Source organism: Enterobacter sp. V89_11 (assembly GCF_029967775.1).
Classification (GTDB): Bacteria; Pseudomonadota; Gammaproteobacteria; order Enterobacterales; family Enterobacteriaceae; genus Enterobacter; species Enterobacter ludwigii.
The window spans coordinates 1-26,137 of record NZ_JASCAN010000031.1 but is presented as its reverse complement, the minus strand read 5'-3'; the positions used below and the strand labels follow the sequence as shown (position 1 = coordinate 26,137).

The window sequence follows — 26,137 nt, the reverse complement described above, 5'->3', positions numbered from 1 at the left end:
CGCTGATCCACCCAATCGCGATGGACGACGGTCTGCGTTTCGCAATCCGTGAAGGCGGCCGTACCGTTGGCGCGGGCGTTGTTGCTAAAGTTCTGGGCTAATTACTTATCCCTGAATTAAAAAAGGACGCTTCGGCGTCCTTTTTTGTTTTCTGCCGTTATGTGTCTGTCACAAATTTTCGCATTTTTCGTCCTCTCCCGCCCCGTATACGGGTGTTTGTGCTATTGTAATCATAACCATTCTCACTTACACTTTGCGCATATTTTGAACGGGAGTCTTTATGTACGTTTGTTTATGTAATGGTGTAAGTGACAAAAAAATACGTCAGGCCGTTCGCCAGTTTCAGCCACAGTCCTTCCAGCAGCTTCGCAAATTTGTTCCAGTGGGAAATCAATGCGGTAAATGTGTACGTGCTGCACGTGAGATCATGCAGGACGAATTGATGCAGATCCCGGAATACAAAGAGATTGCGTAAGCGCCCATCTTTTTTTTGACATCCCTGTAGCCCGATCTACGCTTCAATGAGTGGAAGCGGAGGGACTATATAATGAAAGGTGATGTTAAAATCATAAGTTATCTCAATAAATTATTGGGAAATGAGCTTGTCGCGATCAATCAGTATTTTCTCCATGCGAGAATGTTCAAAAACTGGGGCCTGATGCGCCTCAACGATGTTGAATACCATGAATCCATCGATGAGATGAAACATGCCGATAAATACATCGAGCGTATTTTATTCCTTGAAGGCATTCCTAACCTGCAGGATCTCGGCAAACTCGGCATCGGTGAAGATGTTGAAGAGATGCTTCGGTCCGACCTCAGGCTCGAGCTTGAAGGCGCAAAAGATCTCCGCGAAGCCATTGCCTATGCGGACAGTGTCCATGACTACGTCAGCCGCGATATGATGATCCAGATTCTGGCCGATGAAGAAGGGCATATCGACTGGCTTGAAACTGAGCTGGATCTCATCAGTAAAATTGGTCTGCAGAATTATCTTCAATCCCAGATTAAAGTGGCTGACTAAACAGCGTCTGCCAGCCAACGCTTAAACCCGCTGCCGCCAGAAATGGCCCAAAAGGCAGTGGGTTTTTTAATGCCTGTTTATCAGGAGCCGGTAAAGCGAGAATGAGCTGATAAAGAAGCGCCACCAATGCGGCGGTTAACACCAGTGCGGGCAATATGTGCCAACCGTGCCACGCCCCCAGTGCCGAAAGATATTTCACATCGCCATAGCCCATCCCTTCACGTCCAGTCAGAAGCCGGTAGCCCCAGTAGATAATCGCAAAGCTCACATACCCTGCTATCGCGCCAGTCACTGCGTTCGAAAGAAAGTCAGGATGAAGGCAACGCTGGAAGAGCAGGCCGGTCCATAAGAGGGGACAGAGGTATTTATCCGGGAGAAGGCCGGCACGAATATCTTCACGTACCAGTAAACCGGAGAGTGCGAAGTAAACGAGCAGAAAGGGGAGGGGAGTCAGCATACGCAAAGCCTCAAAGATGTTTGGTGCATACTCTTCTCATGATGCAAGGCCAGCAACGTCCGAACACAGGAATTGCGTGAGGGGTTCATAAGAAGAGATGAAAGCAGACAGGTTGCTGCAAATAATGGAATGCCCTACGCATCGCATGTCTTTGGCGCTTAATTTCTAAACGGCACTTGCGTCTTGCTCAGATTTACGTATAATGCGCGGGCTTGTCGTAGTTGACGGCGGGTTCAATCTGAACCGGAGTAGCTAATTTTGTTACTCAACAATGCTCCCAATCGGGGAGCTACGTAAGAACGGTTACACTCTCCCATCAATCGTAATGGGTTTGAGGAGTAATCATTTTCGTTTATAAAATAATTGGAGCTCTGGTCTCATGCAGAACCAAAGAATCCGTATCCGCCTTAAAGCGTTTGATCATCGTCTGATCGATCAATCAACCGCGGAAATCGTCGAGACTGCTAAGCGCACTGGTGCGCAAGTCCGTGGTCCGATCCCGCTGCCGACCCGCAAAGAGCGCTTTACCGTTCTGATCTCTCCGCACGTTAACAAAGATGCGCGTGATCAGTACGAAATCCGCACTCACAAGCGTCTGGTTGACATCGTTGAGCCAACTGAGAAAACCGTTGATGCTCTGATGCGTCTGGATCTGGCTGCCGGTGTAGACGTGCAGATCAGCCTGGGTTAATCAGGTCATCGAGCGATTGAGAGGTTGAAACAATGATTGGTTTAGTCGGTAAAAAAGTGGGAATGACCCGCATCTTCACTGAAGATGGCGTTTCTATCCCAGTAACCGTAATCGAAGTTGAAGCAAACCGCGTTACTCAGGTTAAAGATCTGGCTAACGATGGCTACCGCGCTGTTCAGGTTACCACCGGTGCTAAAAAAGCTAACCGTGTAACCAAACCAGAAGCGGGTCACTTCGCTAAAGCTGGCGTTGAAGCTGGCCGTGGTCTGTGGGAATTCCGTCTTGCTGAAGGCGAAGAGTTCACCGTAGGTCAAGACATTAGCGTTGAGCTGTTTGCTGACGTTAAAAAAGTTGACGTAACCGGTACCTCTAAAGGTAAAGGTTTTGCTGGTACCGTTAAGCGCTGGAACTTCCGTACCCAGGACGCTACTCACGGTAACTCCTTGTCTCACCGCGTTCCGGGTTCTATCGGTCAGAACCAGACTCCGGGCAAAGTGTTCAAAGGCAAGAAAATGGCAGGTCAGCTGGGTAACGAACGTGTAACCGTTCAGAGCCTGGACGTAGTACGTGTTGACGCTGAGCGCAACCTGCTGCTGGTTAAGGGTGCTGTTCCGGGTGCTACCGGTAGCGACCTGATCGTTAAACCAGCTGTGAAGGCGTAAGGGGATAGCAATGGAATTAGTATTGAAAGACGCGCAGAGCGCGCTGACTGTTTCCGAAACTACCTTCGGTCGTGATTTCAACGAAGCGCTGGTTCACCAGGTTGTTGTTGCTTATGCAGCTGGTGCTCGTCAGGGTACTCGTGCTCAGAAGACTCGTGCTGAAGTAACTGGTTCTGGCAAAAAGCCATGGCGCCAGAAAGGTACCGGCCGTGCGCGTTCAGGTTCTATCAAGAGCCCGATCTGGCGTTCAGGTGGCGTGACCTTCGCTGCGCGTCCACAGGACCACAGTCAAAAAGTTAACAAAAAGATGTACCGCGGCGCGCTGAAAAGCATTCTGTCCGAACTGGTACGTCAGGATCGTCTGATCGTTGTCGAGAAGTTCTCTGTAGAAGCGCCTAAAACTAAGCTGCTGGCACAGAAACTGAAAGACATGGCTCTGGAAGATGTGCTGATCATCACCGGTGAGCTGGACGAGAACCTGTTCCTGGCCGCACGTAACCTGCACAAGGTTGACGTACGCGATGCGACTGGTATCGACCCGGTTAGCCTGATCGCCTTCGACAAAGTCGTAATGACTGCTGATGCTGTTAAGCAAGTTGAGGAGATGCTGGCATGATTCGTGAAGAACGTCTGCTGAAGGTGCTTCGCGCACCGCACGTTTCTGAAAAAGCGTCTACTGCGATGGAAAAAACAAACACCATCGTTCTCAAAGTTGCTAAAGACGCGACCAAAGCAGAGATCAAAGCTGCTGTGCAGAAACTGTTTGAAGTCGAAGTCGAAGTCGTTAACACCCTGGTTGTTAAAGGGAAAGTTAAACGTCACGGACAGCGTATCGGTCGTCGTAGCGACTGGAAAAAAGCTTACGTCACCCTTAAAGAAGGCCAGAACCTGGACTTCGTTGGCGGCGCTGAGTAAGTCGGAGGAGTAATACAATGGCAGTTGTTAAATGTAAACCGACATCTCCGGGTCGTCGCCACGTAGTTAAAGTGGTTAACCCTGAGCTGCACAAGGGCAAACCTTTTGCTCCGTTGCTGGAAAAAAACAGCAAATCCGGTGGTCGTAACAACAATGGCCGTATCACCACTCGTCACATCGGTGGTGGCCACAAGCAGGCTTATCGTATTGTTGACTTCAAACGCAACAAAGACGGTATCCCAGCAGTTGTTGAACGTCTTGAGTACGATCCGAACCGTTCCGCGAACATCGCGCTGGTTCTGTACAAAGACGGTGAACGCCGTTACATCCTGGCCCCTAAAGGCCTGAAAGCTGGCGACCAGATTCAGTCTGGCGTTGATGCTGCAATCAAAGCAGGCAACACCCTGCCGATGCGCAATATCCCGGTTGGTTCTACCGTTCATAACGTAGAAATGAAACCAGGTAAAGGTGGTCAGCTGGCGCGTTCCGCGGGTACTTACGTTCAGATCGTTGCTCGTGACGGTGCTTATGTCACCCTGCGTCTGCGTTCTGGTGAAATGCGTAAAGTCGAAGCAGATTGCCGCGCTACTCTGGGCGAAGTTGGCAATGCTGAGCATATGCTGCGCGTTCTGGGTAAAGCTGGTGCTGCACGCTGGCGTGGTGTTCGTCCTACCGTTCGCGGTACTGCGATGAACCCAGTAGACCACCCACATGGTGGTGGTGAAGGTCGTAACTTTGGTAAGCACCCGGTAACTCCGTGGGGCGTTCAGACCAAAGGTAAGAAGACCCGCAGCAACAAGCGTACTGATAAATTTATCGTACGTCGCCGTAGCAAATAATTTTAGAGGATAAGCCATGCCACGTTCTCTCAAGAAAGGTCCTTTTATTGACCTGCACTTGCTGAAGAAGGTAGAGAAAGCGGTGGAAAGCGGAGACAAGAAGCCCCTGCGCACTTGGTCCCGTCGTTCAACGATCTTTCCTAACATGATCGGTTTGACCATCGCTGTCCATAATGGTCGTCAGCACGTTCCAGTCTTTGTTACCGACGAAATGGTTGGTCACAAACTGGGTGAATTCGCACCGACTCGTACTTATCGCGGCCACGCTGCTGATAAAAAAGCGAAGAAGAAATAAGGTAGGAGGAAGAGATGGAAACTTTAGCTCAACATCGCCATGCTCGTTCTTCTGCTCAGAAGGTTCGCCTTGTTGCTGACCTGATTCGCGGTAAGAAAGTGTCGCAGGCCCTGGACATCCTGACCTATACCAACAAGAAAGCTGCGGTATTGGTCAAGAAAGTACTGGAATCTGCCATTGCTAACGCTGAACACAACGATGGCGCTGACATCGACGATCTGAAAGTCGCGAAAATTTTCGTAGATGAAGGCCCAAGCATGAAGCGCATTATGCCGCGTGCGAAAGGTCGTGCAGATCGCATCCTGAAGCGCACCAGCCACATTACTGTGGTTGTGTCCGATCGCTGAGACTCTGGAGACTAGCAATGGGTCAGAAAGTACATCCTAATGGTATTCGCCTGGGTATTGTAAAACCATGGAACTCTACCTGGTTTGCGAACACCAAAGAATTCGCTGACAACCTGGACAGCGATTTTAAAGTACGTCAGTACCTGACTAAGGAACTGGCTAAAGCGTCTGTATCTCGTATCGTTATCGAGCGTCCAGCTAAGAGCATTCGTGTAACCATTCACACTGCTCGTCCTGGCATCGTTATCGGTAAGAAAGGCGAAGACGTAGAAAAACTGCGCAAGGTCGTAGCGGATATCGCTGGCGTTCCTGCACAGATCAATATCGCTGAAGTTCGTAAGCCTGAACTGGACGCTAAATTGGTTGCTGACAGCATCACTTCACAGCTGGAACGTCGTGTTATGTTCCGTCGTGCTATGAAGCGTGCTGTACAGAACGCAATGCGTCTGGGCGCTAAGGGTATCAAAGTTGAAGTTAGCGGCCGTCTGGGCGGCGCGGAAATCGCACGTACCGAATGGTACCGCGAAGGTCGCGTACCGCTGCACACTCTGCGTGCTGACATCGACTACAACACCTCTGAAGCGCACACCACTTACGGTGTAATCGGCGTTAAGGTATGGATCTTCAAAGGTGAGATCCTGGGTGGTATGGCTGCTGTTGAACAACCGGAAAAACCGGCTGCTCAACCTAAAAAGCAGCAGCGTAAAGGCCGTAAATAAGGAGCGTCGCTGATGTTACAACCAAAGCGTACAAAATTCCGTAAAGTGCACAAAGGCCGCAACCGTGGTCTGGCGCAGGGTACGGATGTTAGCTTCGGCACTTTCGGTCTGAAAGCTGTTGGCCGTGGTCGTCTGACTGCACGTCAGATCGAAGCAGCACGTCGTGCAATGACCCGTGCAGTTAAGCGTCAAGGTAAGATCTGGATCCGTGTATTCCCGGACAAACCGATCACCGAGAAGCCGCTGGAAGTTCGTATGGGTAAAGGTAAAGGTAACGTGGAGTACTGGGTTGCCTTGATCCAACCGGGCAAAGTCCTTTATGAAATGGACGGCGTTCCGGAAGAGCTGGCCCGTGAAGCCTTCGGCCTGGCAGCAGCGAAACTGCCTATCAAAACCACCTTTGTAACTAAGACGGTGATGTAATGAAAGCAAAAGAGCTGCGTGAAAAAAGCGTTGAAGAGCTGAACGCTGAGCTGCTGAACCTGCTGCGTGAGCAGTTCAACCTGCGTATGCAGGCTGCAAGTGGCCAGCTGCAACAGACTCACCTGCTGAAGCAAGTGCGTCGCAATGTTGCGCGCGTTAAGACTTTACTGACTCAGAAGGCGGGTGCGTAATGACCGATAAAATCCGTACTCTGCAAGGTCGTGTTGTTAGCGACAAAATGGAGAAATCCATCGTTGTAGCTATCGAACGTATTGTGAAACACCCGATCTACGGTAAATTCATCAAACGTACGACCAAACTGCACGTACATGACGAGAACAACGAATGTGGTATCGGCGACAAGGTTGAAATCCGTGAATGCCGTCCACTGTCCAAGACTAAGTCCTGGACGCTGGTTCGCGTTGTAGAGAAAGCGGTTCTGTAATAGAGTACGCATTCTCAATACGAATAAACGGCTCAGCGATGAGCCGTTTATTTTTTCTACCCATATTGTAGAAGCGGTGTTATAATGCCGCGCCCTCGATATGGGGCTTTTTAACGGCTCTGATTTTAGAGTCTCAGGTAGTAGTTGACATTAGCGGAGCACTAAAATGATCCAAGAACAGACTATGCTGAACGTCGCCGACAACTCCGGTGCACGTCGCGTAATGTGTATCAAGGTTCTGGGTGGCTCGCACCGTCGCTACGCAGGCGTAGGCGACATCATCAAGATCACCATCAAAGAAGCAATTCCACGTGGTAAGGTCAAAAAAGGTGATGTGCTGAAAGCGGTAGTGGTGCGCACCAAGAAGGGTGTTCGTCGCCCTGACGGTTCTGTCATTCGCTTCGATGGTAATGCATGCGTTATTTTGAACAATAACAGTGAGCAGCCAATCGGCACGCGTATCTTTGGGCCGGTAACTCGTGAACTTCGTACTGAAAAGTTCATGAAAATTATCTCTCTGGCACCAGAAGTACTCTAAGGAGCGAATCATGGCAGCGAAAATCCGTCGTGATGACGAAGTTATCGTGTTAACCGGTAAAGATAAAGGTAAACGCGGTAAAGTAAAAAATGTCCTGTCTTCCGGCAAGGTCATTGTTGAAGGTATCAACCTGGTTAAGAAACATCAGAAGCCGGTTCCGGCCCTGAACCAACCAGGCGGCATCGTTGAAAAAGAAGCTGCTATTCAGGTTTCTAACGTTGCAATCTTCAATGCGGCAACCGGCAAGGCTGACCGTGTAGGCTTTAGATTCGAAGACGGGAAAAAAGTCCGTTTCTTCAAGTCTAACAGCGAAACTATCAAGTAATTTGGAGTAGTACGATGGCGAAACTGCATGATTACTACAAAGACGAAGTAGTTAACAAACTCATGACTGAGTTTAACTACAATTCTGTCATGCAAGTCCCTCGGGTCGAGAAGATCACCCTGAACATGGGTGTTGGTGAAGCGATCGCTGACAAGAAACTGCTGGATAACGCAGCAGCTGACCTGACAGCAATCTCCGGTCAAAAACCGCTGATCACCAAAGCACGCAAATCTGTTGCAGGCTTCAAAATCCGTCAGGGCTATCCGATCGGCTGTAAAGTAACTCTGCGTGGCGAACGCATGTGGGAGTTCTTTGAGCGCCTGATCACTATTGCTGTACCACGTATCCGTGACTTCCGTGGCTTGTCCGCTAAGTCTTTCGACGGTCGTGGTAACTACAGCATGGGTGTCCGTGAGCAGATCATCTTCCCAGAGATCGACTACGATAAAGTCGACCGCGTGCGTGGTTTGGATATTACCATTACCACTACTGCGAAATCTGATGAAGAAGGCCGTGCTCTGCTGGCTGCCTTTGACTTCCCGTTCCGCAAGTAAGGTAGGGTTACTGAATGGCTAAGCAATCAATGAAAGCACGCGAAGTAAAACGCGTAGCTTTAGCTGATAAATTCTTCGCTAAACGCGCTGAACTGAAAGCGATCATTTCTGATGTGAACGCTTCCGACGAAGATCGTTGGAATGCGGTTCTCAAGCTGCAGTCTCTGCCGCGTGATTCCAGCCCGTCTCGTCAGCGTAACCGCTGTCGTCAAACAGGTCGTCCACATGGTTATGTGGGCAAGTTTGGGTTGAGCCGTATCAAACTGCGTGAAGCCGCCATGCGCGGTGAAGTACCAGGCTTGAAAAAGGCTAGCTGGTAATTACCAATTGAATCACGGGAGTAAAGACAGATGAGCATGCAAGATCCGATCGCGGATATGCTGACCCGTATCCGTAACGGTCAGGCCGCGAACAAAGTTGCGGTCACCATGCCTTCCGCCAAGCTGAAAGTGGCAATTGCCAACGTGCTGAAGGAAGAAGGTTTTATCGAAGATTTTAAAGTTGAAGGCGACACCAAGCCGGAACTGGAACTTACTCTCAAGTATTTCCAGGGTAAAGCTGTTGTAGAAAGCATTCAGCGTGTCAGCCGCCCAGGTCTGCGCATCTATAAGAAAAAAGATGAGCTGCCTAAAGTTATGGCTGGTCTTGGTATCGCAGTTGTTTCTACCTCTAAAGGTGTTATGACTGATCGTGCAGCGCGCCAGGCTGGTCTTGGTGGCGAAATTATCTGCTACGTAGCCTAATCGGAGGAAAGAATGTCTCGTGTTGCTAAAGCACCGGTCGTTATTCCTGCCGGCGTTGATGTAAAAATCGACGGTCAGGTTATTACGATCAAAGGTAAAAACGGCGAGCTGACTCGTACCCTCAACAAAGCTGTTGAAGTTAAACATGCAGATAATGCTCTGACCTTCGGTCCACGTGATGGTTTCGTGGATGGATGGGCTCAGGCTGGTACCGCGCGTGCCCTGCTGAACTCAATGGTTGTTGGTGTTACCGAAGGCTTCACTAAAAAGCTTCAACTGGTTGGTGTAGGTTATCGTGCAGCTATCAAAGGGAATGCAGTAGGCCTGTCTCTGGGCTTCTCACACCCTGTTGAGCATCCGCTGCCGGCCGGTATCACTGCAGAATGTCCGACCCAGACTGAAATCGTGCTGAAAGGCGCTGATAAACAGCTGATCGGTCAGGTTGCAGCAGATCTGCGCGCCTACCGTCGTCCTGAGCCTTATAAAGGCAAGGGTGTTCGTTACGCCGACGAAGTCGTGCGTACCAAAGAGGCTAAGAAGAAGTAAGGTAACACTATGGATAAGAAATCTGCTCGTATCCGTCGTGCGACCCGCGCACGCCGCAAGCTCAAAGAGCTGGGTGCAACTCGCCTGGTGGTACATCGTACCCCGCGTCATATTTACGCACAGGTCATTGCACCAAACGGTTCTGAAGTTCTGGTAGCTGCTTCTACTGTAGAAAAAGCTATTGCAGAGCAATTGAAGTACACCGGTAACAAAGACGCCGCTGCAGCTGTAGGTAAAGCTGTTGCAGAACGCGCTCTGGAAAAAGGCATCAGCAATGTTTCCTTTGACCGTTCCGGGTTCCAATATCATGGTCGTGTCCAGGCACTGGCAGATGCTGCCCGTGAAGCTGGCCTTCAGTTCTAAGGTAGAGGTGTAAGATGGCTCACATCGAAAAACAGGCTGGCGAACTGCAGGAAAAGCTGATCGCGGTTAACCGCGTATCTAAAACCGTTAAAGGTGGTCGTATTTTCTCCTTCACAGCTCTGACTGTAGTTGGCGATGGTAACGGTCGCGTTGGTTTTGGTTACGGTAAAGCGCGTGAAGTTCCAGCAGCGATCCAGAAAGCGATGGAAAAAGCCCGTCGCAATATGATTAACGTCGCGCTGAACAACGGTACCCTGCAGCACCCAGTTAAAGGTGTTCACACGGGTTCTCGTGTATTCATGCAGCCAGCTTCAGAAGGTACCGGTATCATCGCCGGTGGTGCAATGCGCGCCGTTCTGGAAGTTGCTGGGGTTCATAACGTTCTGGCTAAAGCATACGGTTCCACCAACCCGATTAACGTGGTTCGTGCAACTATTGATGGCCTGGAAAATATGAATTCTCCAGAAATGGTCGCTGCCAAGCGTGGTAAATCCGTTGAAGAAATTCTGGGGTAATTGACCATGGCAAAGACTATTAAAATCACTCAAACCCGCAGTGCAATCGGTCGTCTGCCGAAACACAAGGCAACGCTGCTTGGCCTGGGTCTGCGTCGTATTGGTCATACCGTTGAGCGCGAGGATACTCCCGCTGTTCGTGGTATGGTCAACGCGGTTTACTTCATGGTTAAAGTTGAGGAGTAAGAGATGCGTTTAAATACTCTGTCTCCGGCCGAAGGCTCTAAAAAGGCGGGTAAACGCCTGGGTCGTGGTATCGGTTCTGGCCTCGGCAAAACCGGTGGTCGTGGTCACAAAGGTCAGAACTCTCGTTCTGGCGGTGGCGTACGTCGCGGTTTCGAGGGTGGCCAGATGCCACTGTACCGTCGTCTGCCGAAGTTCGGCTTCACTTCTCGCAAAGCAGCGATTACAGCGGAAATCCGTCTGTCTGACCTGGCGAAAGTTGAAGGCGGCGTTGTAGACCTGAACACGCTGAAAGCGGCAAACATTATCGGTATCCAGATCGAGTTCGCGAAAGTGATCCTGGCTGGTGAAGTTTCTACTCCGGTAACTGTTCGTGGCCTGCGTGTTACTAAAGGTGCTCGTGCTGCTATCGAAGCCGCTGGCGGTAAAATTGAGGAATAAGTAGCAGATGGCTAAGCAACCGGGATTAGATTTTCAAAGTGCCAAAGGTGGATTTGGCGAGCTGAAACGCAGACTGCTGTTTGTTATCGGCGCGCTGATTGTGTTCCGTGTTGGCTCTTTTATTCCGATCCCTGGTATCGATGCCGCTGTACTTGCCAAACTGCTTGAGCAACAGCGAGGCACCATCATTGAAATGTTTAACATGTTCTCTGGTGGTGCTCTCAGCCGTGCTTCTATCTTCGCTCTGGGTATCATGCCGTATATTTCGGCATCGATTATTATCCAGCTGCTGACGGTCGTTCATCCGGCCCTGGCAGAATTGAAGAAAGAAGGGGAGTCTGGACGTCGTAAGATAAGCCAGTACACCCGTTACGGCACTCTGGTGCTGGCAATATTCCAGTCGATCGGTATTGCTACCGGTCTTCCGAATATGCCTGGTATGCAGGGCCTGGTATTAAACCCAGGCTTTGCATTCTATTTCACCGCTGTTGTAAGTCTGGTCACAGGAACAATGTTCCTGATGTGGCTCGGCGAACAGATTACTGAGCGTGGTATCGGTAACGGTATCTCAATCATTATCTTCGCTGGTATCGTTGCGGGTCTCCCGCCAGCCATTGCCCACACTATCGAGCAAGCGCGTCAAGGCGACCTGCACTTCCTCCTGTTGCTGTTGGTTGCAGTATTAGTATTTGCAGTGACGTTCTTTGTTGTCTTCGTTGAACGTGGTCAACGCCGCATTGTGGTGAACTACGCTAAGCGTCAACAAGGTCGTCGTGTCTATGCTGCACAGAGCACACATTTACCGCTGAAAGTGAACATGGCGGGGGTTATCCCGGCTATCTTCGCTTCCAGTATTATTCTGTTCCCGGCAACCATCGCGTCATGGTTCGGGGGCGGTACTGGTTGGAACTGGCTGACAACAATTTCGCTGTATTTGCAGCCTGGGCAACCACTTTATGTGTTACTCTATGCGTCTGCGATCATCTTCTTCTGTTTCTTCTACACGGCGTTGGTTTTCAACCCGCGTGAAACAGCAGATAACCTGAAGAAGTCCGGTGCATTTGTACCAGGAATTCGTCCGGGAGAGCAAACGGCGAAGTATATCGATAAAGTAATGACTCGCCTGACTTTGGTTGGTGCGCTTTATATTACTTTTATCTGCCTGATCCCGGAGTTCATGCGTGATGCAATGAAGGTACCGTTCTACTTCGGTGGGACCTCACTGCTTATCGTTGTTGTCGTGATTATGGACTTTATGGCTCAAGTGCAAACTCTGATGATGTCCAGTCAGTATGAGTCTGCATTGAAGAAGGCGAACCTGAAAGGCTACGGCCGCTAAATGGTCGCCTGAGAAGTTACGGAGAGTAAAAATGAAAGTTCGTGCTTCCGTCAAGAAATTATGCCGTAACTGCAAAATCGTTAAGCGTGATGGTGTCATCCGTGTGATTTGCAGTGCCGAGCCGAAGCATAAACAGCGCCAAGGCTGATTATTTCGCATATTTTTCTTGCAAAGTTGGGTTGAGCTGGCTAGATTAGCCAGCCAATCTTTTGTATGTCTGTACGTTTCCATTTGAGTATCCTGAAAACGGGCTTTTCAGCATGGTGCGTACATATTAAATAGTAGGAGTGCATAGTGGCCCGTATAGCAGGCATTAACATTCCTGATCAGAAACATGCTGTGATCGCATTAACTTCGATCTATGGCGTCGGCAAGACCCGTTCCAAAGCCATTCTGGCTGCAGCGGGTATCGCTGAAGATGTTAAGATCAGTGAGCTGTCTGAAGAACAAATCGACACGCTGCGTGACGAAGTTGCCAAATTTGTCGTTGAAGGTGATCTGCGCCGTGAAATCAGCATGAGCATCAAGCGCCTGATGGATCTTGGTTGCTATCGCGGTTTGCGTCATCGTCGTGGTCTGCCAGTGCGCGGTCAGCGTACTAAGACCAACGCACGTACCCGTAAGGGTCCGCGCAAACCGATCAAGAAATAATCGGGGTGATTGAATAATGGCAAAGGCACCAGTTCGTGCACGTAAACGTGTAAGAAAACAAGTCTCTGACGGCGTGGCTCATATCCATGCTTCTTTCAACAACACCATCGTTACTATCACTGATCGTCAGGGTAACGCTTTGGGTTGGGCAACAGCCGGTGGTTCCGGTTTCCGTGGTTCTCGCAAATCCACTCCGTTTGCAGCTCAGGTTGCAGCAGAGCGTTGCGCAGAAGCCGTAAAAGAATACGGCATCAAGAATCTGGAAGTTATGGTTAAAGGTCCGGGTCCGGGTCGTGAATCTACTGTTCGCGCTCTGAACGCCGCTGGTTTCCGCATCACGAATATTACTGATGTGACTCCGATCCCTCATAACGGTTGTCGTCCGCCGAAAAAACGTCGCGTATAACGCTCGTTTTTTAGGTTAGTTGGAGATAGAAAATGGCAAGATATTTGGGTCCTAAGCTCAAGCTGAGCCGTCGTGAGGGCACCGACTTATTCCTTAAGTCTGGCGTTCGCGCGATCGATACCAAGTGTAAAATTGAACAAGCTCCTGGCCAGCACGGTGCGCGTAAACCGCGTCTGTCTGACTATGGTGTGCAGTTGCGTGAAAAGCAAAAAGTTCGCCGTATGTACGGTGTGCTGGAGCGTCAGTTCCGTAACTACTATAAAGAAGCAGCACGTCTGAAAGGCAACACAGGTGAAAACCTGCTGGCTCTGCTGGAAGGTCGTCTGGACAACGTTGTTTACCGTATGGGCTTCGGCGCGACTCGTGCTGAATCACGCCAGTTGGTTAGCCATAAAGCAATCATGGTAAACGGTCGTGTTGTTAACATCGCTTCTTATCAGGTTAAAGCGAATGACGTTGTTAGCATTCGTGAGAAAGCGAAAAAGCAATCTCGCGTGAAAGCCGCTCTGGAGCTGGCTGAGCAGCGTGAAAAGCCAACCTGGCTGGAAGTTGATGCTGGCAAGATGGAAGGTACGTTCAAGCGTCAGCCAGAACGTTCTGATCTGTCTGCGGACATTAACGAACACCTGATCGTCGAGCTTTACTCCAAGTAAAGCTTAGTACCAAAGAGAGGACACAATGCAGGGTTCTGTGACAGAGTTTCTAAAACCGCGCCTGGTAGATATCGAGCAAGTGAGTTCGACGCACGCCAAGGTGACCCTTGAGCCTTTAGAGCGTGGCTTTGGCCATACTCTGGGTAACGCACTGCGCCGTATTCTGCTCTCATCGATGCCGGGTTGCGCGGTGACCGAGGTTGAGATTGATGGTGTACTTCATGAGTACAGCACCAAAGAAGGCGTTCAGGAAGATATCCTTGAAATCCTGCTCAACCTGAAAGGGCTGGCGGTGAGAGTTCAGGGTAAAGATGAAGTTATTCTTACTCTGAATAAATCTGGCATTGGCCCTGTGACTGCAGCCGACATCACCCACGACGGTGATGTTGAAATCGTCAAGCCGCAGCACGTGATCTGCCACCTGACCGATGAGAACGCAGCGATTAGCATGCGTATCAAAGTTCAGCGCGGTCGTGGTTATGTGCCGGCTTCTGCCCGAATTCATTCGGAAGAAGATGAGCGCCCAATCGGCCGTCTGCTGGTCGACGCATGCTACAGCCCTGTAGAGCGTATTGCCTACAATGTTGAAGCAGCGCGTGTAGAACAGCGTACCGACCTGGACAAGCTGGTCATCGAAATGGAAACCAACGGCACAATCGATCCTGAAGAGGCGATTCGTCGTGCGGCAACCATCCTGGCAGAACAACTGGAAGCTTTCGTTGACTTACGTGATGTTCGTCAGCCGGAAGTGAAAGAAGAGAAACCAGAATTCGATCCGATCCTGCTGCGCCCTGTTGACGATCTCGAATTGACTGTCCGCTCTGCTAACTGCCTCAAGGCAGAAGCTATCCACTATATCGGTGATCTGGTACAGCGTACCGAGGTTGAGTTGCTGAAAACGCCGAACCTGGGTAAAAAATCTCTTACCGAGATTAAAGACGTGCTGGCTTCACGTGGTCTGTCTCTGGGCATGCGCCTGGAAAACTGGCCACCAGCAAGCATTGCTGACGAGTAACCGGATCACAGGTTAAGGTTTTACTGAGAAGGATAAGGTCATGCGCCATCGTAAGAGTGGTCGTCAACTGAACCGCAACAGCAGCCATCGCCAGGCTATGTTCCGCAACATGGCAGGTTCACTGGTTCGTCATGAAATCATCAAGACGACCCTGCCTAAAGCGAAAGAGCTGCGTCGCGTAGTTGAGCCGCTGATTACTCTTGCCAAGACTGACAGCGTTGCAAATCGTCGTCTGGCATTCGCCCGTACTCGTGATAACGAGATCGTGGCAAAACTGTTTAACGAACTGGGTCCGCGTTTCGCGAGCCGTGCCGGTGGTTACACTCGTATTCTGAAGTGTGGCTTCCGTGCAGGCGACAACGCTCCGATGGCTTACATCGAGCTGGTTGATCGTTCAGAATCTAAAGCAGAAGCTGCTGCAGAGTAATCTGTAGTAACGTAAAAAAACCCGCTTCGGCGGGTTTTTTTATATCCGCTGAATGCCCACTTCTCTACAATATCTGTATCTTTTCTGTTCATCTTCTGGAGTTATTCATGTGGTTGCTCGACCAGTGGGCAGAACGCCATATCAGCGATGCTCAGCGAAAAGGCGAATTTGATAACCTTGCGGGACGCGGCGAGCCGTTAGTGCTTGATGATGATTCGCATGTTGCCCCTGAATTACGGGCCGGATATCGCTTACTCAAAAATGCCGGTTGTTTACCACCGGAACTGGAGCAGCGTAAAGAGGCCATGCAACTGGCTGACCTGCTGAAAGGGATTCGCAAGAATGATCCCCGCTACCGTGAAATTAGCCGTCGACTGGCTCTCATCGAACTCAAAATGCGTCAGGCCGGAATGAGCACTGACTTTCTGCACGGTGAGTACAGTGACAGGCTAATACAGAAAATAAATGAGGAATAACCATGTACCGTATCGGTGAACTTGCCAGGCTTGCTAACGTAACGCCGGACACTATCCGCTATTACGAAAAGCAGCAGATGATTGATCACGAGGTTCGTACTGAAGGTGGATTTCGACTCTATACCGATCATGACCTGCAGCGCTTACGGTTTATCCGCTACGCTCGCCAGCTTGGTTTCACGCTGGACTCGATCCGCGAGTTACTTTCGATCCGCATCGATCCTGAACACCATACTTGCCAGGAGTCGAAGAGCATCGTACAGGCAAGGCTTGATGAAGTTGAAGCGCGTATACAGGAACTGCAGACCATGCAGCGTTCTCTGCAACGGTTGAATGACGCCTGTTGCGGTACAGCTCATAGCAGTATTTATTGTTCAATTCTTGAAGCCCTTGAACAGGGGGCCAGTGGAACCCAGGGCTGTTGATTTTTACTTCATCCGGGACTAGACTCCCGTCGACATACACCATGCTCAGGAGAAATTATGAGCCGCTATCAGCATACGAAAGGGCAAATTCAGGACAATGCCATTGAGGCACTGCTCCACGACCCGCTTTTCAGGCAGCGTATTGAGAAGAATAAAAAAGGAAAAGGGAGTTATTTACGAAAAGGGAAACATGCAAAACGGGGTAACTGGGAGGCCAGTGGCAAGCAAGCGAATCGCTTTTTTACCACTGGCCTTCCTTTTTTCAACGTCTGATTAAGAGCGGTTATTTTGCTCTTTCAAAAGATCGCGAATTTCAGTCAATAACACTTCTTCTTTTGTCGGGGCAGGCGGCGCAGCCGGTTCTTCAGCCTTTTTACGGTTAAGCTTATTGATAAGCTTGATAGCCATAAAAATGGCGAACGCCACGATCACGAAATCAAATATGTTCTGAATGAAAACGCCATAATGCATAACAACGGCAGGGACATCACCCTGTGCATCCCGAAGCGTCACGGCAAACTGTTTAAAATCAATGCCCCCGATTAACAGCCCGAGGGGAGGCATAATAATGTCGGCTACCAGTGATGAAACGATCTTACCGAACGCTGCACCGATAATGACACCCACTGCCAGATCCACCACATTCCCGCGCATCGCAAATTCGCGAAATTCTTTAACTAAACTCATTTTCTTCTCCTTGAGCCAACTGACGATTATAAGTTTAACAAATGATTAGTTAATTTCCATTGGGGATAATTAATCGTTATGAAAAATAAAAGGCATGGGAATAAGAGGGTTAATAATCAGGTGCTCTTTTATAAGCACCTGATTGATTACAGGAAGAATGGACTTGGCTGGAATAAACGTTCGACGTCGGTAATAAACTTTTTATCGGTTAGGAACATAATGACGTGGTCGCCTTGCTCGATACGTAAATTATCATTCGCAATCATCACGTCGTTTCCACGCACCACGGCACCAATAATTGTTCCCGGTGGCAGTTTAATTTCATCGATAGCGCGGCCCACAACGCGTGATGTGGTTTCATCACCATGAGCAACGGCCTCAATGGCTTCAGCCACACCGCGGCGAAGGGAGGATACGCCAACAATATCCGCTTTACGAACATGGCTCAGCAGGGCAGAAATGGTTGCTTGCTGCGGTGATATCGCGATATCAATAACGCTTCCCTGCACGAGGTCAACGTAGGCGCGGCGTTGAATAAGCACCATGACCTTTTTTGCCCCCATACGTTTGGCGAGCATGGCGGACATAATGTTCGCCTCGTCGTCGTTAGTGACGGCAATAAACAGATCAACTTGATCAATATGCTCTTCTGCCAGCAGCTCTTGATCAGAGGCATCGCCATAAAACACGATGGTGTTTTGCAGCTTTTCAGCCAGCTCAGCCGCGCGCTGTTGATCGCGCTCGATCAACTTCACGCTGTAGTCTTTTTCCAGCCTGTGCGCCAGACCCGCGCCGATATTACCACCGCCAACGAGCATAATGCGTTTATACGGTTTTTCGAGACGCTGCAGTTCGCTCATTACCGCGCGAATATGCTGAGATGCCGCGATGAAGAAGACTTCATCACCTGCCTCGACTATGGTTGAACCCTGTGGGCGAATTGGCCTGTCGTGGCGGAAAATGGCTGCAACGCGGGTATCAATATGCGGCATATGCTCACGCATGGTGGAGAGCGCATTACCGATCAATGGACCGCCGTAATAGGCCTTAACGACCGCCAGGCTCACTTTACCTTCGGCGAAGTTCACCACCTGCAGCGCACCAGGATATTCGATCAGGCGGTAGATATTGTCGATAACCAGCTGTTCTGGGGCGATAAGATGGTCGATAGGGACCGCTTCGGAATTAAACAGCTTCTCTGCATCCCGGACATAGTCCGGGGAGCGGATGCGCGCGATCCGGTTCGGCGTGTTGAACAACGAATAGGCCACCTGACATGCCACCATGTTGGTTTCGTCAGAACTGGTCACCGCAACCAGCATGTCAGCATCGTCGGCGCCCGCTTCACGCAGGACACGCGGGTGCGAGCCATGACCTTGCACGACGCGAAGGTCAAATTTGTCCTGTAAAACACGCAGCCGATCGCCATTGGTATCGACAATCGTGATGTCATTATTTTCGCCAACAAGGTTTTCAGCCAGCGTCCCACCAACCTGTCCGGCACCCAGAATGATTATCTTCATATCTCGTGACCTGTTCTCAACATCACTCTTTGATTAGCTTAGCGTAAAAGAAGCCATCACCTTCTTCAGCGGCCGGCAGATTCTGCAGGCCTGGGCGTTCAGGCGTGCCGGTGTCGTGTAGCACTGCATCCGGGGTACGTTTAAGGAAGGCTGCAATCTGCTGACTGTTTTCTTCCGGAAGGACCGAACAGGTCGCATAGACCAGCGTGCCTCCTGGCTTCAGGTGCGGCCAAATGGCATCAAGAATGTCGGATTGCAGTTGAGTCAGTTCCTTGATATCGCGATCGCGACGCAACCACTTAATATCCGGGTGGCGACGAATAACGCCAGTTGCCGAGCAGGGAGCATCCAGCAAGATGCGATCGAATTGCGTTTCACCACACCATTCTACGGGTTTGCGGCCATCGCCTTGCTTAACCTGCGCGTTCATTCCCAGGCGCTTAAGGTTGTCATAGACGCGTGAAAGACGCTGCTCATCGACATCCACGGCCATGACGTTTGCCTGAGGGGCCACTTCCAGAATATGCGTCGTCTTACCGCCAGGTGCGGCGCAGAGATCGAGGATGTGCTCGCCGTTTTTAGGTTCCAGCCAGGCCATGCAGCCCTGCGCGGAAGCATCTTGTACGGTCACCCAACCTTCATCAAAACCGGGTAAAGCATGTACCGGAGCAGGGGAGGCTAAACGCACAGCGTCAGGATATGCTTCATGTGTGAAGCCGCTCATTCCAGCCTCTTCCAGTAAAGCCAGCCAGGCGTCGCGCGTATGGTGATTACGGTTGACGCGTAACCACATCGGCGGACGCTGATTATTCGCGTCGGCAATTGCCTGCCACTGCTCTGGCCAGGCTTTTTTAAGGCGATTCAGGAGCCACTCAGGATGCAGATAACGTGCTTCACTTTGTCCGAACTCAGCCAGAAGCTCTTCCTGCTGTCGCTGGAACTGGCGCAGAACGCCATTAATCAACCCTTTCAGCATAGGACGTTTAATCACAACGGCACCTTCCACTGTCTCAGCCAGTGCGGCATGAGGCGGGATACGCGTGTGAAGAAGCTGATAGAAGCCAACCATAATCAAATAATGCACGGTACGCTGCTTGCCGGTCATTGGACGTGACATCAGCTTATTAACCAGCCACTCGAGCTGAGAAAGTGTGCGCAGGACGCCAAAACAGAGCTCCTGAAGCAGGGCTTTGTCTTTGTCGGACACTTTTTGCTGCAAAGCTGGCAGGATATTGCTCAATGACTGGCCCTGCTCGACAACCTGCTCAACGGCCTGAGCCGCCATACTGCGTAAATTTTGTTTTTTCATAACCGTAAAAATAAAAATGCCCGGAAACACCGGGCGCTAAAATTAAATGAGGTCAGGCAAGGCGATTGCCCGGGATAAACCATTCGCGACGAGAATTTAACAAATCCTGTGCGCTCATCGCCTTCTTACCCGCAGGTTGTAGCGATTCCAGATTCAGGATCCCTTGTGCGGTAGCTACCTGAATACCGTTCTTGCTGGCGTCGATAATCGTACCGGGCTCAGCCGTTGTGTGACCGTCAATAAGGGAGGCTTTCCAGACTTTCACCGGCTGCTCGTCGATAACCATCCAGCTCATCGGCCATGGATTAAAGGCGCGAATGCAGCGTTCAAGTTGAGCCGCTGACAGAGACCAGTCAATCCGGGCTTCTTCTTTACTCAATTTTTCAGCGTAAGTGACCAGCGCTTCATCCTGAACTTCAGGTTTCGCCGTATTATTCGCAATCTGCTGGAGGGTTTCAATCAGCCCTTGCGGGCCAAGCTCTGCCAGCTTGTCATACAGGGTGGCACTGGTATCCTCGGCCGTAATGGGGCAGGCCAGTTTATAAAGCATGTCACCGGTGTCTAAACCTACATCCATCTTCATGATTGTGACGCCTGTTTCAGCATCACCCGCCCATAAAGAGCGCTGAATAGGTGCTGCCCCGCGCCAGCGTGGAAGCAGAGAACCATGCACGTTAATGCAACCCAGGCGAGGCATATCAAGCACAGCTTTTGGCAGAATTAAACCGTAAGCCACCACCACCATTACATCGGCATTCAGGTCAGCGACAAGCTGCTGGTTTTCCTGAGGGCGCAAGGATGCTGGCTGGAAAACAGGTAACCCATGCTCTTCTGCCAGCACCTTAACAGGACCTGGCATCAGTTTTTTACCACGGCCAGCCGGGCGATCCGGTTGGGTAAACACGCCAACAACCTGGTGGCCAGAAGATAACAGCGCGTCAAGATGACGCGCTGCAAAATCAGGGGTTCCCGCGAAGATAATACGTAGTGATTTAGACACGATGATCCTTGTATCCGGGGGGACGTTATGCGCGAGAACGCAAACGGTCCAGTTTCTCTACTTTCTGACGAATGCGTTGCTGCTTCAGCGGCGAGAGATAATCGATAAACAGTTTACCGACCAGATGATCCATCTCATGCTGAATACAGATCGCCAGCAGGTCGTCAGCTTCCAGTTCGAACGGATTGCCGTCACGATCCAGGGCGCGAATTTTCACTTTCTCGGCACGCGGCACTAAAGCACGCTGTTCCGGAATAGACAGACAACCTTCCTCAATACCTGTTTCGCCACTCTTCTCGAGCAGCTCAGGATTGATTAACACCAGGCGGCCATCGCGATTTTCAGATACGTCGATCACGATGATACGCTTGTGAATGTCGACCTGAGTGGCCGCAAGACCAATACCTTCTTCGGCGTACATGGTATCGAACATATCATCAACGATACGCTGAATTTCTGCATTCACTTCTTTTACCGGTTCAGCGACGATGCGAAGGCGCTCGTCCGGAATATGTAACACTTGCAAAACTGCCATAAATTTCCAGAGTCGTGTTCAGGAGTTGATAAGAATATTATCTCCTATTCTAGACAAAACCCCCATCGATTGACAGCATCAGTGACCAATCGCAATGATTGCGGAGGCCGCTTATGGCAGGGGAAAGGATGACATCGACTGAGTTATGGCTACGGTTAATACACACCGGTTCTCTTTATGGCGATGTGATGCTGGAAGCGGCAGCACGATTGCACAACCAGACAACCATTGACGGTCCCGTTGTCAGAGACGCCGGTCTGTCTGTCAAACAGGCTGCACGGTTCTTTGCGCTCAGAGAACGTGAGCTGGAAAGTAGCCTGCTCTGGCTTGAGCAGCCGGGTAACTATCTGATCACGGCGGATCACCCCCTTTATCCCCCCTTACTCCGGACGATCCCGGATTATCCAGGCGCAGTCTTTGTTAAAGGCAACCCTGATGTACTGAATGCAGTTCAGCTGGCGGTTGTTGGCAGCCGTGCACCGTCATGGTACGGCGAGCGATGGGGAAAAATTCTCTGTGAACAGCTTTCTCAAAGTGGTTTAACGATCACCAGCGGGCTGGCCTGCGGAATTGACGGTGTCGCCCACAACGCTGCGCTATCGGCAAAAGGGCGTAGCGTTGCGGTGCTGGGTAACGGTCTCTTTAGTATTTATCCTCGTCGGCATCAGGCGCTAGCTGCACGGCTTATCGATTCTGGTGGCGCGATAGTGTCTGAGTTTCCGCTATCAGCGCAGCCCCGGCCGGGACACTTTCCCCGGCGTAATCGAATTATCAGCGGGCTAAGTCAGGGGGTGTTCGTGGTTGAAGCAGCGGTACGCAGCGGTTCGCTTGTGACCGCACGGTGCGCGCTTGAGCAGGGGCGAGACGTGTTTGCCTTACCCGGCCCAATTGGTAACCCGGGCTGCGAAGGGCCGCACTGGCTGATAAAGCAGGGTGCAACACCGGTAACGGAAGTCAGGGACATTCTTGAAAATTTGCAATATGGATTGCAATGGCTGCAGGAAGATCCCGAAAAGCGACATTATTCATCAGATCAGGGAAAGGTGGCATTGCCATTTCCCAAGCTCCTGGCTAACGTAGGAGATGAGGTAACACCTGTTGACGTTGTCGCTGAACGTGCCGGCCAACCTGTGCCAGTTACGGTAGCACAGCTACTCGAACTGGAGTTAGCAGGATGGATCGCAGCTGTACCCGGCGGCTATGTCCGATTAAGGAGGGCAAGCCATGTTCGACGTACTGATGTATTTGTTTGAGACTTACATCCATAACGAAGCAGAAATGCGAGTGGATCAGGACAAATTGACACAGGATCTTACCGATGCGGGGTTTGAGCGGGAAGATATCTATAATGCGTTGATGTGGCTGGAAAAACTGGCTGATTATCAGGAAGGCCTCGCCGAACCGATGCAGTTAGCTTCTGACCCATTGTCTGTGCGCATCTACACAGCTGAAGAGTGTGAAAGGCTGGACGCGAGCTGCCGGGGATTCATTTTATTCCTTGAGCAGATTCAGGTGCTAAACCTCGAAACGAGAGAGATGGTGATAGAGCGCGTTATGGCGCTGGATACGGCAGACTTCGAACTGGAAGACCTCAAGTGGGTCATCCTGATGGTTCTGTTTAATATTCCAGGCTGTGAAAATGCCTATCAGCAAATGGAAGAATTACTCTTTGAAGTGAATGAAGGTATGCTGCATTAATTCAATGTGCAGCACCAAGAGTTGTTATGGCCAAATCAGCACTATTCACGGTGCATAAAAATGAGCCCTGCCCGCAGTGCGGGGCCGAACTTGTTATTCGGTCCGGGAAACACGGCCCGTTTCTCGGTTGTTCCCACTATCCGGAATGTGATTATGTCCGTCCCCTGAAAAGCCAGGCGGATGGACATATCGTTAAAATTCTGGAGGGACAGCTTTGCCCTCTTTGCGGCGGCGAGTTAGCGCTACGTCAGGGGCGTTTCGGCATGTTTATTGGCTGTAGCCACTATCCTGAATGTGAACATACAGAACAAATTGATAAACCCGATGAAACGGCTATTGCCTGTCCTCAATGCCAGCGTGGACAGCTCGTGCAGCGCCGTTCTCGTTTTGGTAAGACCTTTCATTCCTGCGATCGCTATCCTGAATGTCAGTTTGTTATCAATTTCAAACCGGTAGCGGGTGTCTGCTCTCATTGCAATTATCCGTTACTTATAGAGAAAAAAACGGCGCAAGGTTTGAAACGCTTCTGCGCCAGTAAACAATGTGGAAAGCCGGTTCCGGCGGATCAAAACAGTGAAGAATAACCTGCCATCAGGCTCCATTGCTCATGCGGTGGATGTCCTGAAAAATGAAGAAGTCATCGCCTATCCAACTGAAGCTGTTTTTGGGGTCGGTTGCGATCCTGACAGCGAAACGGCCGTTGGCCGATTGCTCACACTTAAACAGAGGCCAGTCGAAAAAGGGCTTATTTTAATCGCTGCTAACTATGAGCAGCTTAAGCCTTATATCGATGATTCCATGCTAACGCCGGAGCAGCGGGAGACTATTTTCTCAGCATGGCCCGGCCCCGTGACCTTTGTTTTCCCGGCGAAGCCGACAACGCCGCGCTGGTTGACCGGGCGCTTTGATTCCCTCGCCGTGCGCGTGACGGACCATCCGCTGGTGGTCGAACTTTGCCTGGTCTTTGGAAAACCACTGGTCTCAACCAGCGCGAATCTGACCGGGCAGCCACCTTGCCGCACAACCGACGAAGTAAGGGCGCAGTTTGGGAATGATTTCCCGGTTGCCGTCGGTGAGACGGGAGGGCGCCTCAATCCGTCTGAAATCCGCGACGCCTTGACCGGCGAACGTTTTCGCCAGGGGTAATCCAATGGAAACCTATGCTGTTTTTGGTAATCCGATAGCGCACAGCAAGTCACCGTTAATCCATCAACTGTTTGCCGAGCAACTGCAAATAAATCATTCCTATGGCCGCGTGCTGGCTCCTGTTGATGCATTTATTCCTGCGCTGGAGGGTTTCTTCAACGCGGGCGGCAAAGGTGCGAATGTAACGGTACCGTTTAAAGAGGAAGCCTTCGAACGTGCGGATGAACTCACCGAGCGTGCTTCCCTTGCGGGTGCAGTGAATACCTTAAAACGGCTTGAAGATGGACGCCTGCTGGGAGACAACACTGACGGAATTGGGTTACTGAGCGATCTGGAAAGGCTCTCGTTTATTAAGCCTGGTTTCAGGGTTCTGCTAATTGGTGCGGGCGGAGCGTCGCGGGGAGTATTGCTGCCTCTGCTGTCACTGGATTGCGCGGTGACCATTACAAACAGGACCTTCTCGCGGGCAGAAGCGCTGGCCGCGTTGTTCGCACATACCGGCAGCGTGAGCGCGGTCGCCCTGGATGAACTTGCCGATCGTGAGTTTGATCTGATCATCAACGCCACCTCCAGCGGTATCGGTGGTGACGTGCCGGCGATCCCTGCTTCGCTGGTAAGTGCCCATATTTACTTCTACGACATGTTCTATCAGAAAGGGAAGACACCTTTTTTGAACTGGTGTGAACAGCATGGCGGAAAACACGTAGCCGATGGGCTGGGAATGCTGGTGGGACAGGCGGCACACGCGGTGTTGCTCTGGCACGGTGTATTGCCTTCGGTCGAACCGGTCATTGAAAAGCTGAAAAGGGAGCTCACGGCGTGAATCAGGCAATTCATTTTCCGGACAGGGAAAGCTGGGACGAGAGTAAACAGGCGGTCTGTTTCCCGGTGCTGGTGCATGGAATGCAACTTACCTGTGCCATTCGTGGGGAAACGCTGTTGCGTCGCTTTGGTGGTTCAGACCCGTTAGAGGTGTTTTGTGAAAATCGCTGGGATCTTGAAGAGGAAGCCAGCGATTTAATCCGCGATCAGCAGGAAGACGATCAGGGCTGGGTCTGGGTATCCTGACTCAGATAGTCATTCTTCCATTTAACGTAGTTATTCGCCGAGTATTTTAATCCTTCGATCTCTGCCTCCTTCAGGGGGCGGATCTGTTTTACCGGGCTTCCCAAATAGAGATAGCCGCTCTCCAGTCTTTTGTTCTGGGGAACAAGGCTGCCTGCGCCAATCATCACGTCATCTTCTACAATGACGCCATCCAGCAAAATCGACCCCATGCCAACAAGAACCCGATTACCAATAGTGCAGCCGTGAAGCATAACTTTATGGCCGACGGTGACATCTTCTCCAATGATGAGTGGATTGCCCTGGGGGTTATAGGAGGATTTGTGGGTTACGTGCAGAACGCTACCGTCCTGAATATTGGTGCGTGCACCAATGGCCACATGGTTTACATCCCCCCGGATGGCGACGAGCGGCCAGATACTGACGTCATCGGCCATTCGAACATCGCCGATGACCACGCTGCTGGCATCGATCATCACGCGATCGCCTTTTTGGGGGAGAAGATCTTTATAAGGACGTAATACTGCGGACATATCTACCTCGAACGATGAGCACTATATAGAAGACTTGATCATATTAATGGATCGAGGCAAGGCAAAAAGCGTCAATATTTAAGCATATTGGGTGGGATTTCAGCGAAAAGCGCGGAAAATCGACAGTTGGAAAAAAAGATCCAAAAAGTACTTGTGCTAAAAATTGGGATCCCTATAATGCGCCTCCATCGACACGGCGGATGTGAATCACTTCACAGATAACC

General features: G+C 50.7%; 47 protein-coding genes. 40 read left to right on the top strand and 7 right to left on the bottom strand.

The features are described from left to right. The 3 genes from QLG09_RS21760 to bfr all read left to right on the top strand — a co-directional run. On the top strand, positions 1-101 hold a 101-nt coding region (locus QLG09_RS21760), incomplete at its 5' end, for an elongation factor Tu (protein ID WP_072082104.1). A 179-nt stretch (positions 102-280) separates the two neighbouring features. Further along, positions 281-475: a bacterioferritin-associated ferredoxin gene (gene bfd, locus QLG09_RS21755; protein WP_008503493.1), complete on the top strand. Its 195-nt coding sequence runs from the start codon at positions 281-283 to the stop codon at positions 473-475. A 72-nt stretch (positions 476-547) separates the two neighbouring features. After that, on the top strand, positions 548-1,024 hold the full coding sequence (gene bfr / locus QLG09_RS21750) for a bacterioferritin (RefSeq protein WP_014171902.1): 477 nt from the start codon (positions 548-550) through the stop codon (positions 1,022-1,024). Here bfr and QLG09_RS21745 read toward each other — a convergent pair. After that, positions 1,008-1,481: an A24 family peptidase gene (locus QLG09_RS21745; RefSeq protein WP_049023217.1), complete on the bottom strand. Its 474-nt coding sequence runs from the start codon at positions 1,479-1,481 to the stop codon at positions 1,008-1,010. The two genes, bfr and QLG09_RS21745, sit on opposite strands and share 17 nt — an antisense overlap. A gap of 379 nt (positions 1,482-1,860) precedes the next feature. On the opposite strand from QLG09_RS21745, the gene rpsJ reads away from it, so the two are divergent. The 31 genes from rpsJ (at position 1,861) to QLG09_RS21590 (ending at position 16,690) form a co-directional block, all read left to right on the top strand. Further along, positions 1,861-2,172 carry a 30S ribosomal protein S10 gene (gene rpsJ / locus QLG09_RS21740; RefSeq protein WP_001181005.1) on the top strand — a complete coding sequence of 104 codons (312 nt, stop codon included), beginning with the start codon at positions 1,861-1,863 and terminating at the stop codon, positions 2,170-2,172. 32 nt (positions 2,173-2,204) lie between these two features. Further along, a complete protein-coding gene (gene rplC / locus QLG09_RS21735; RefSeq protein WP_006178923.1) occupies positions 2,205-2,834 on the top strand; it encodes a 50S ribosomal protein L3 in 630 nt (209 codons plus the stop codon). A 10-nt stretch (positions 2,835-2,844) separates the two neighbouring features. Next, positions 2,845-3,450 carry a 50S ribosomal protein L4 gene (rplD, locus tag QLG09_RS21730; protein ID WP_000424395.1) on the top strand — a complete coding sequence of 202 codons (606 nt, stop codon included), beginning with the start codon at positions 2,845-2,847 and terminating at the stop codon, positions 3,448-3,450. Further along, the gene (gene rplW / locus QLG09_RS21725; protein ID WP_000617546.1) at positions 3,447-3,749 is read left to right on the top strand and encodes a 50S ribosomal protein L23; all 303 of its coding nucleotides are present in this window, start codon (positions 3,447-3,449) and stop codon (positions 3,747-3,749) included. Before rplD ends, rplW begins: the two co-directional genes overlap by 4 nt. A 17-nt stretch (positions 3,750-3,766) precedes the next feature. Then, positions 3,767-4,588 (top strand): 50S ribosomal protein L2, encoded by an 822-nt coding sequence (gene rplB / locus QLG09_RS21720; protein WP_000301859.1) that lies wholly within the window; start codon positions 3,767-3,769, stop codon positions 4,586-4,588. Positions 4,589-4,604: 16 nt separating this feature from the next. Beyond that, a complete protein-coding gene (gene rpsS / locus QLG09_RS21715) occupies positions 4,605-4,883 on the top strand; it encodes a 30S ribosomal protein S19 (protein WP_001138117.1) in 279 nt (92 codons plus the stop codon). Between the two features lie 14 nt (positions 4,884-4,897). Next, the gene (gene rplV / locus QLG09_RS21710; protein WP_002919773.1) at positions 4,898-5,230 is read left to right on the top strand and encodes a 50S ribosomal protein L22; all 333 of its coding nucleotides are present in this window, start codon (positions 4,898-4,900) and stop codon (positions 5,228-5,230) included. Positions 5,231-5,247: 17 nt separating this feature from the next. After that, positions 5,248-5,949, top strand: coding sequence for a 30S ribosomal protein S3 (gene rpsC, locus QLG09_RS21705; protein ID WP_000529945.1), 702 nt, complete (start codon positions 5,248-5,250; stop codon positions 5,947-5,949). A gap of 12 nt (positions 5,950-5,961) precedes the next feature. Continuing rightward, a complete protein-coding gene (gene rplP / locus QLG09_RS21700) occupies positions 5,962-6,372 on the top strand; it encodes a 50S ribosomal protein L16 (RefSeq protein WP_002919759.1) in 411 nt (136 codons plus the stop codon). Continuing rightward, positions 6,372-6,563, top strand: a complete 192-nt coding sequence (gene rpmC / locus QLG09_RS21695; protein WP_003863282.1) for a 50S ribosomal protein L29 — start codon at positions 6,372-6,374, stop codon at positions 6,561-6,563. Before rplP ends, rpmC begins: the two co-directional genes overlap by 1 nt. After that, on the top strand, positions 6,563-6,817 hold the full coding sequence (gene rpsQ, locus QLG09_RS21690) for a 30S ribosomal protein S17 (RefSeq protein WP_008503489.1): 255 nt from the start codon (positions 6,563-6,565) through the stop codon (positions 6,815-6,817). Before rpmC ends, rpsQ begins: the two co-directional genes overlap by 1 nt. Positions 6,818-6,983: 166 nt before the next feature. Continuing rightward, entirely contained in the window at positions 6,984-7,355 is a 372-nt protein-coding gene (gene rplN / locus QLG09_RS21685; protein ID WP_002919748.1) for a 50S ribosomal protein L14, read from the top strand. Between the two features lie 10 nt (positions 7,356-7,365). Further along, positions 7,366-7,680 (top strand): 50S ribosomal protein L24, encoded by a 315-nt coding sequence (rplX, locus tag QLG09_RS21680; protein ID WP_000729185.1) that lies wholly within the window; start codon positions 7,366-7,368, stop codon positions 7,678-7,680. 14 nt (positions 7,681-7,694) lie between these two features. Further along, on the top strand, positions 7,695-8,234 hold the full coding sequence (gene rplE / locus QLG09_RS21675; protein WP_001096206.1) for a 50S ribosomal protein L5: 540 nt from the start codon (positions 7,695-7,697) through the stop codon (positions 8,232-8,234). Positions 8,235-8,248: 14 nt separating this feature from the next. After that, positions 8,249-8,554 (top strand): 30S ribosomal protein S14, encoded by a 306-nt coding sequence (rpsN, locus tag QLG09_RS21670; protein WP_003863291.1) that lies wholly within the window; start codon positions 8,249-8,251, stop codon positions 8,552-8,554. A gap of 30 nt (positions 8,555-8,584) precedes the next feature. Beyond that, complete coding sequence (rpsH, locus tag QLG09_RS21665; protein WP_006178918.1) at positions 8,585-8,977, top strand: 30S ribosomal protein S8; 393 nt, start codon at positions 8,585-8,587, stop codon at positions 8,975-8,977. Positions 8,978-8,989: 12 nt separating this feature from the next. Next, positions 8,990-9,523 (top strand): 50S ribosomal protein L6, encoded by a 534-nt coding sequence (gene rplF / locus QLG09_RS21660; RefSeq protein WP_003863296.1) that lies wholly within the window; start codon positions 8,990-8,992, stop codon positions 9,521-9,523. 9 nt (positions 9,524-9,532) lie between these two features. After that, positions 9,533-9,886 carry a 50S ribosomal protein L18 gene (gene rplR, locus QLG09_RS21655; RefSeq protein WP_013099023.1) on the top strand — a complete coding sequence of 118 codons (354 nt, stop codon included), beginning with the start codon at positions 9,533-9,535 and terminating at the stop codon, positions 9,884-9,886. 14 nt (positions 9,887-9,900) lie between these two features. Further along, complete coding sequence (gene rpsE, locus QLG09_RS21650; protein WP_003863299.1) at positions 9,901-10,401, top strand: 30S ribosomal protein S5; 501 nt, start codon at positions 9,901-9,903, stop codon at positions 10,399-10,401. 6 nt (positions 10,402-10,407) lie between these two features. Then, a complete protein-coding gene (rpmD, locus tag QLG09_RS21645; protein WP_003863301.1) occupies positions 10,408-10,587 on the top strand; it encodes a 50S ribosomal protein L30 in 180 nt (59 codons plus the stop codon). A 3-nt stretch (positions 10,588-10,590) separates the two neighbouring features. Further along, positions 10,591-11,025 (top strand): 50S ribosomal protein L15, encoded by a 435-nt coding sequence (gene rplO / locus QLG09_RS21640; RefSeq protein ID WP_003863304.1) that lies wholly within the window; start codon positions 10,591-10,593, stop codon positions 11,023-11,025. 7 nt (positions 11,026-11,032) lie between these two features. Further along, complete coding sequence (gene secY, locus QLG09_RS21635) at positions 11,033-12,364, top strand: preprotein translocase subunit SecY (protein WP_014171896.1); 1,332 nt, start codon at positions 11,033-11,035, stop codon at positions 12,362-12,364. Between the two features lie 31 nt (positions 12,365-12,395). Beyond that, the gene (gene rpmJ, locus QLG09_RS21630) at positions 12,396-12,512 is read left to right on the top strand and encodes a 50S ribosomal protein L36 (RefSeq protein ID WP_000868187.1); all 117 of its coding nucleotides are present in this window, start codon (positions 12,396-12,398) and stop codon (positions 12,510-12,512) included. Between the two features lie 146 nt (positions 12,513-12,658). Beyond that, complete coding sequence (gene rpsM, locus QLG09_RS21625) at positions 12,659-13,015, top strand: 30S ribosomal protein S13 (RefSeq protein WP_003863308.1); 357 nt, start codon at positions 12,659-12,661, stop codon at positions 13,013-13,015. Between the two features lie 16 nt (positions 13,016-13,031). After that, positions 13,032-13,421 (top strand): 30S ribosomal protein S11, encoded by a 390-nt coding sequence (gene rpsK, locus QLG09_RS21620; protein WP_003863312.1) that lies wholly within the window; start codon positions 13,032-13,034, stop codon positions 13,419-13,421. Positions 13,422-13,453: 32 nt separating this feature from the next. After that, a complete protein-coding gene (rpsD, locus tag QLG09_RS21615) occupies positions 13,454-14,074 on the top strand; it encodes a 30S ribosomal protein S4 (RefSeq protein WP_004868345.1) in 621 nt (206 codons plus the stop codon). A 25-nt stretch (positions 14,075-14,099) separates the two neighbouring features. Next, on the top strand, positions 14,100-15,089 hold the full coding sequence (gene rpoA / locus QLG09_RS21610) for a DNA-directed RNA polymerase subunit alpha (protein WP_002919219.1): 990 nt from the start codon (positions 14,100-14,102) through the stop codon (positions 15,087-15,089). A gap of 40 nt (positions 15,090-15,129) precedes the next feature. Continuing rightward, positions 15,130-15,516: a 50S ribosomal protein L17 gene (rplQ, locus tag QLG09_RS21605; RefSeq protein WP_001216372.1), complete on the top strand. Its 387-nt coding sequence runs from the start codon at positions 15,130-15,132 to the stop codon at positions 15,514-15,516. A gap of 107 nt (positions 15,517-15,623) precedes the next feature. Beyond that, positions 15,624-15,992 carry a DUF1992 domain-containing protein gene (locus QLG09_RS21600; RefSeq protein ID WP_049023215.1) on the top strand — a complete coding sequence of 123 codons (369 nt, stop codon included), beginning with the start codon at positions 15,624-15,626 and terminating at the stop codon, positions 15,990-15,992. 2 nt (positions 15,993-15,994) lie between these two features. Then, a complete protein-coding gene (gene zntR / locus QLG09_RS21595; RefSeq protein ID WP_014171894.1) occupies positions 15,995-16,417 on the top strand; it encodes a Zn(2+)-responsive transcriptional regulator in 423 nt (140 codons plus the stop codon). A gap of 57 nt (positions 16,418-16,474) precedes the next feature. After that, a complete protein-coding gene (locus tag QLG09_RS21590) occupies positions 16,475-16,690 on the top strand; it encodes an alternative ribosome-rescue factor A (RefSeq protein WP_014171893.1) in 216 nt (71 codons plus the stop codon). On the opposite strand, the gene mscL is transcribed toward QLG09_RS21590, so the two are convergent. From mscL to def, 5 genes are all read right to left on the bottom strand, one after another. Beyond that, positions 16,691-17,104, bottom strand: a complete 414-nt coding sequence (gene mscL / locus QLG09_RS21585) for a large-conductance mechanosensitive channel protein MscL (RefSeq protein ID WP_014171892.1) — start codon at positions 17,102-17,104, stop codon at positions 16,691-16,693. Between the two features lie 146 nt (positions 17,105-17,250). Continuing rightward, positions 17,251-18,627, bottom strand: coding sequence for a Trk system potassium transporter TrkA (gene trkA, locus QLG09_RS21580; RefSeq protein WP_014171891.1), 1,377 nt, complete (start codon positions 18,625-18,627; stop codon positions 17,251-17,253). Between the two features lie 22 nt (positions 18,628-18,649). Then, the gene (gene rsmB, locus QLG09_RS21575) at positions 18,650-19,936 is read right to left on the bottom strand and encodes a 16S rRNA (cytosine(967)-C(5))-methyltransferase RsmB (protein ID WP_049023214.1); all 1,287 of its coding nucleotides are present in this window, start codon (positions 19,934-19,936) and stop codon (positions 18,650-18,652) included. Positions 19,937-19,988: 52 nt separating this feature from the next. After that, complete coding sequence (gene fmt, locus QLG09_RS21570; RefSeq protein WP_014171889.1) at positions 19,989-20,936, bottom strand: methionyl-tRNA formyltransferase; 948 nt, start codon at positions 20,934-20,936, stop codon at positions 19,989-19,991. A 25-nt stretch (positions 20,937-20,961) separates the two neighbouring features. Further along, positions 20,962-21,471 (bottom strand): peptide deformylase, encoded by a 510-nt coding sequence (gene def, locus QLG09_RS21565; RefSeq protein WP_008503479.1) that lies wholly within the window; start codon positions 21,469-21,471, stop codon positions 20,962-20,964. 128 nt (positions 21,472-21,599) lie between these two features. Between def and dprA the strand changes: the two genes are divergently transcribed. Genes dprA through QLG09_RS21535 form a run of 6 tightly spaced genes read left to right on the top strand, consistent with a single transcriptional unit; the run spans position 21,600 to position 25,383 of the window. Further along, positions 21,600-22,724 (top strand): DNA-protecting protein DprA, encoded by a 1,125-nt coding sequence (gene dprA, locus QLG09_RS21560; RefSeq protein WP_049023213.1) that lies wholly within the window; start codon positions 21,600-21,602, stop codon positions 22,722-22,724. Continuing rightward, positions 22,696-23,169 (top strand): DUF494 family protein Smg, encoded by a 474-nt coding sequence (gene smg / locus QLG09_RS21555; RefSeq protein ID WP_014171887.1) that lies wholly within the window; start codon positions 22,696-22,698, stop codon positions 23,167-23,169. The genes dprA and smg overlap by 29 nt, the downstream gene beginning before the upstream one ends. 26 nt (positions 23,170-23,195) lie before the next feature. Further along, complete coding sequence (locus tag QLG09_RS21550) at positions 23,196-23,753, top strand: type I DNA topoisomerase (protein WP_014171886.1); 558 nt, start codon at positions 23,196-23,198, stop codon at positions 23,751-23,753. After that, positions 23,743-24,315, top strand: a complete 573-nt coding sequence (tsaC, locus tag QLG09_RS21545; RefSeq protein WP_049023212.1) for an L-threonylcarbamoyladenylate synthase type 1 TsaC — start codon at positions 23,743-23,745, stop codon at positions 24,313-24,315. The genes QLG09_RS21550 and tsaC overlap by 11 nt, the downstream gene beginning before the upstream one ends. 4 nt (positions 24,316-24,319) lie before the next feature. Next, entirely contained in the window at positions 24,320-25,138 is an 819-nt protein-coding gene (gene aroE, locus QLG09_RS21540) for a shikimate dehydrogenase (RefSeq protein WP_049023211.1), read from the top strand. Beyond that, positions 25,135-25,383: a DUF1488 domain-containing protein gene (locus QLG09_RS21535; protein WP_014171883.1), complete on the top strand. Its 249-nt coding sequence runs from the start codon at positions 25,135-25,137 to the stop codon at positions 25,381-25,383. Before aroE ends, QLG09_RS21535 begins: the two co-directional genes overlap by 4 nt. Here the strand turns inward: QLG09_RS21535 and QLG09_RS21530 are convergent. Continuing rightward, complete coding sequence (locus QLG09_RS21530) at positions 25,359-25,913, bottom strand: gamma carbonic anhydrase family protein (RefSeq protein WP_014171882.1); 555 nt, start codon at positions 25,911-25,913, stop codon at positions 25,359-25,361. The genes QLG09_RS21535 and QLG09_RS21530 overlap by 25 nt on opposite strands. Positions 25,914-26,137: the final 224 nt, after the last annotated feature.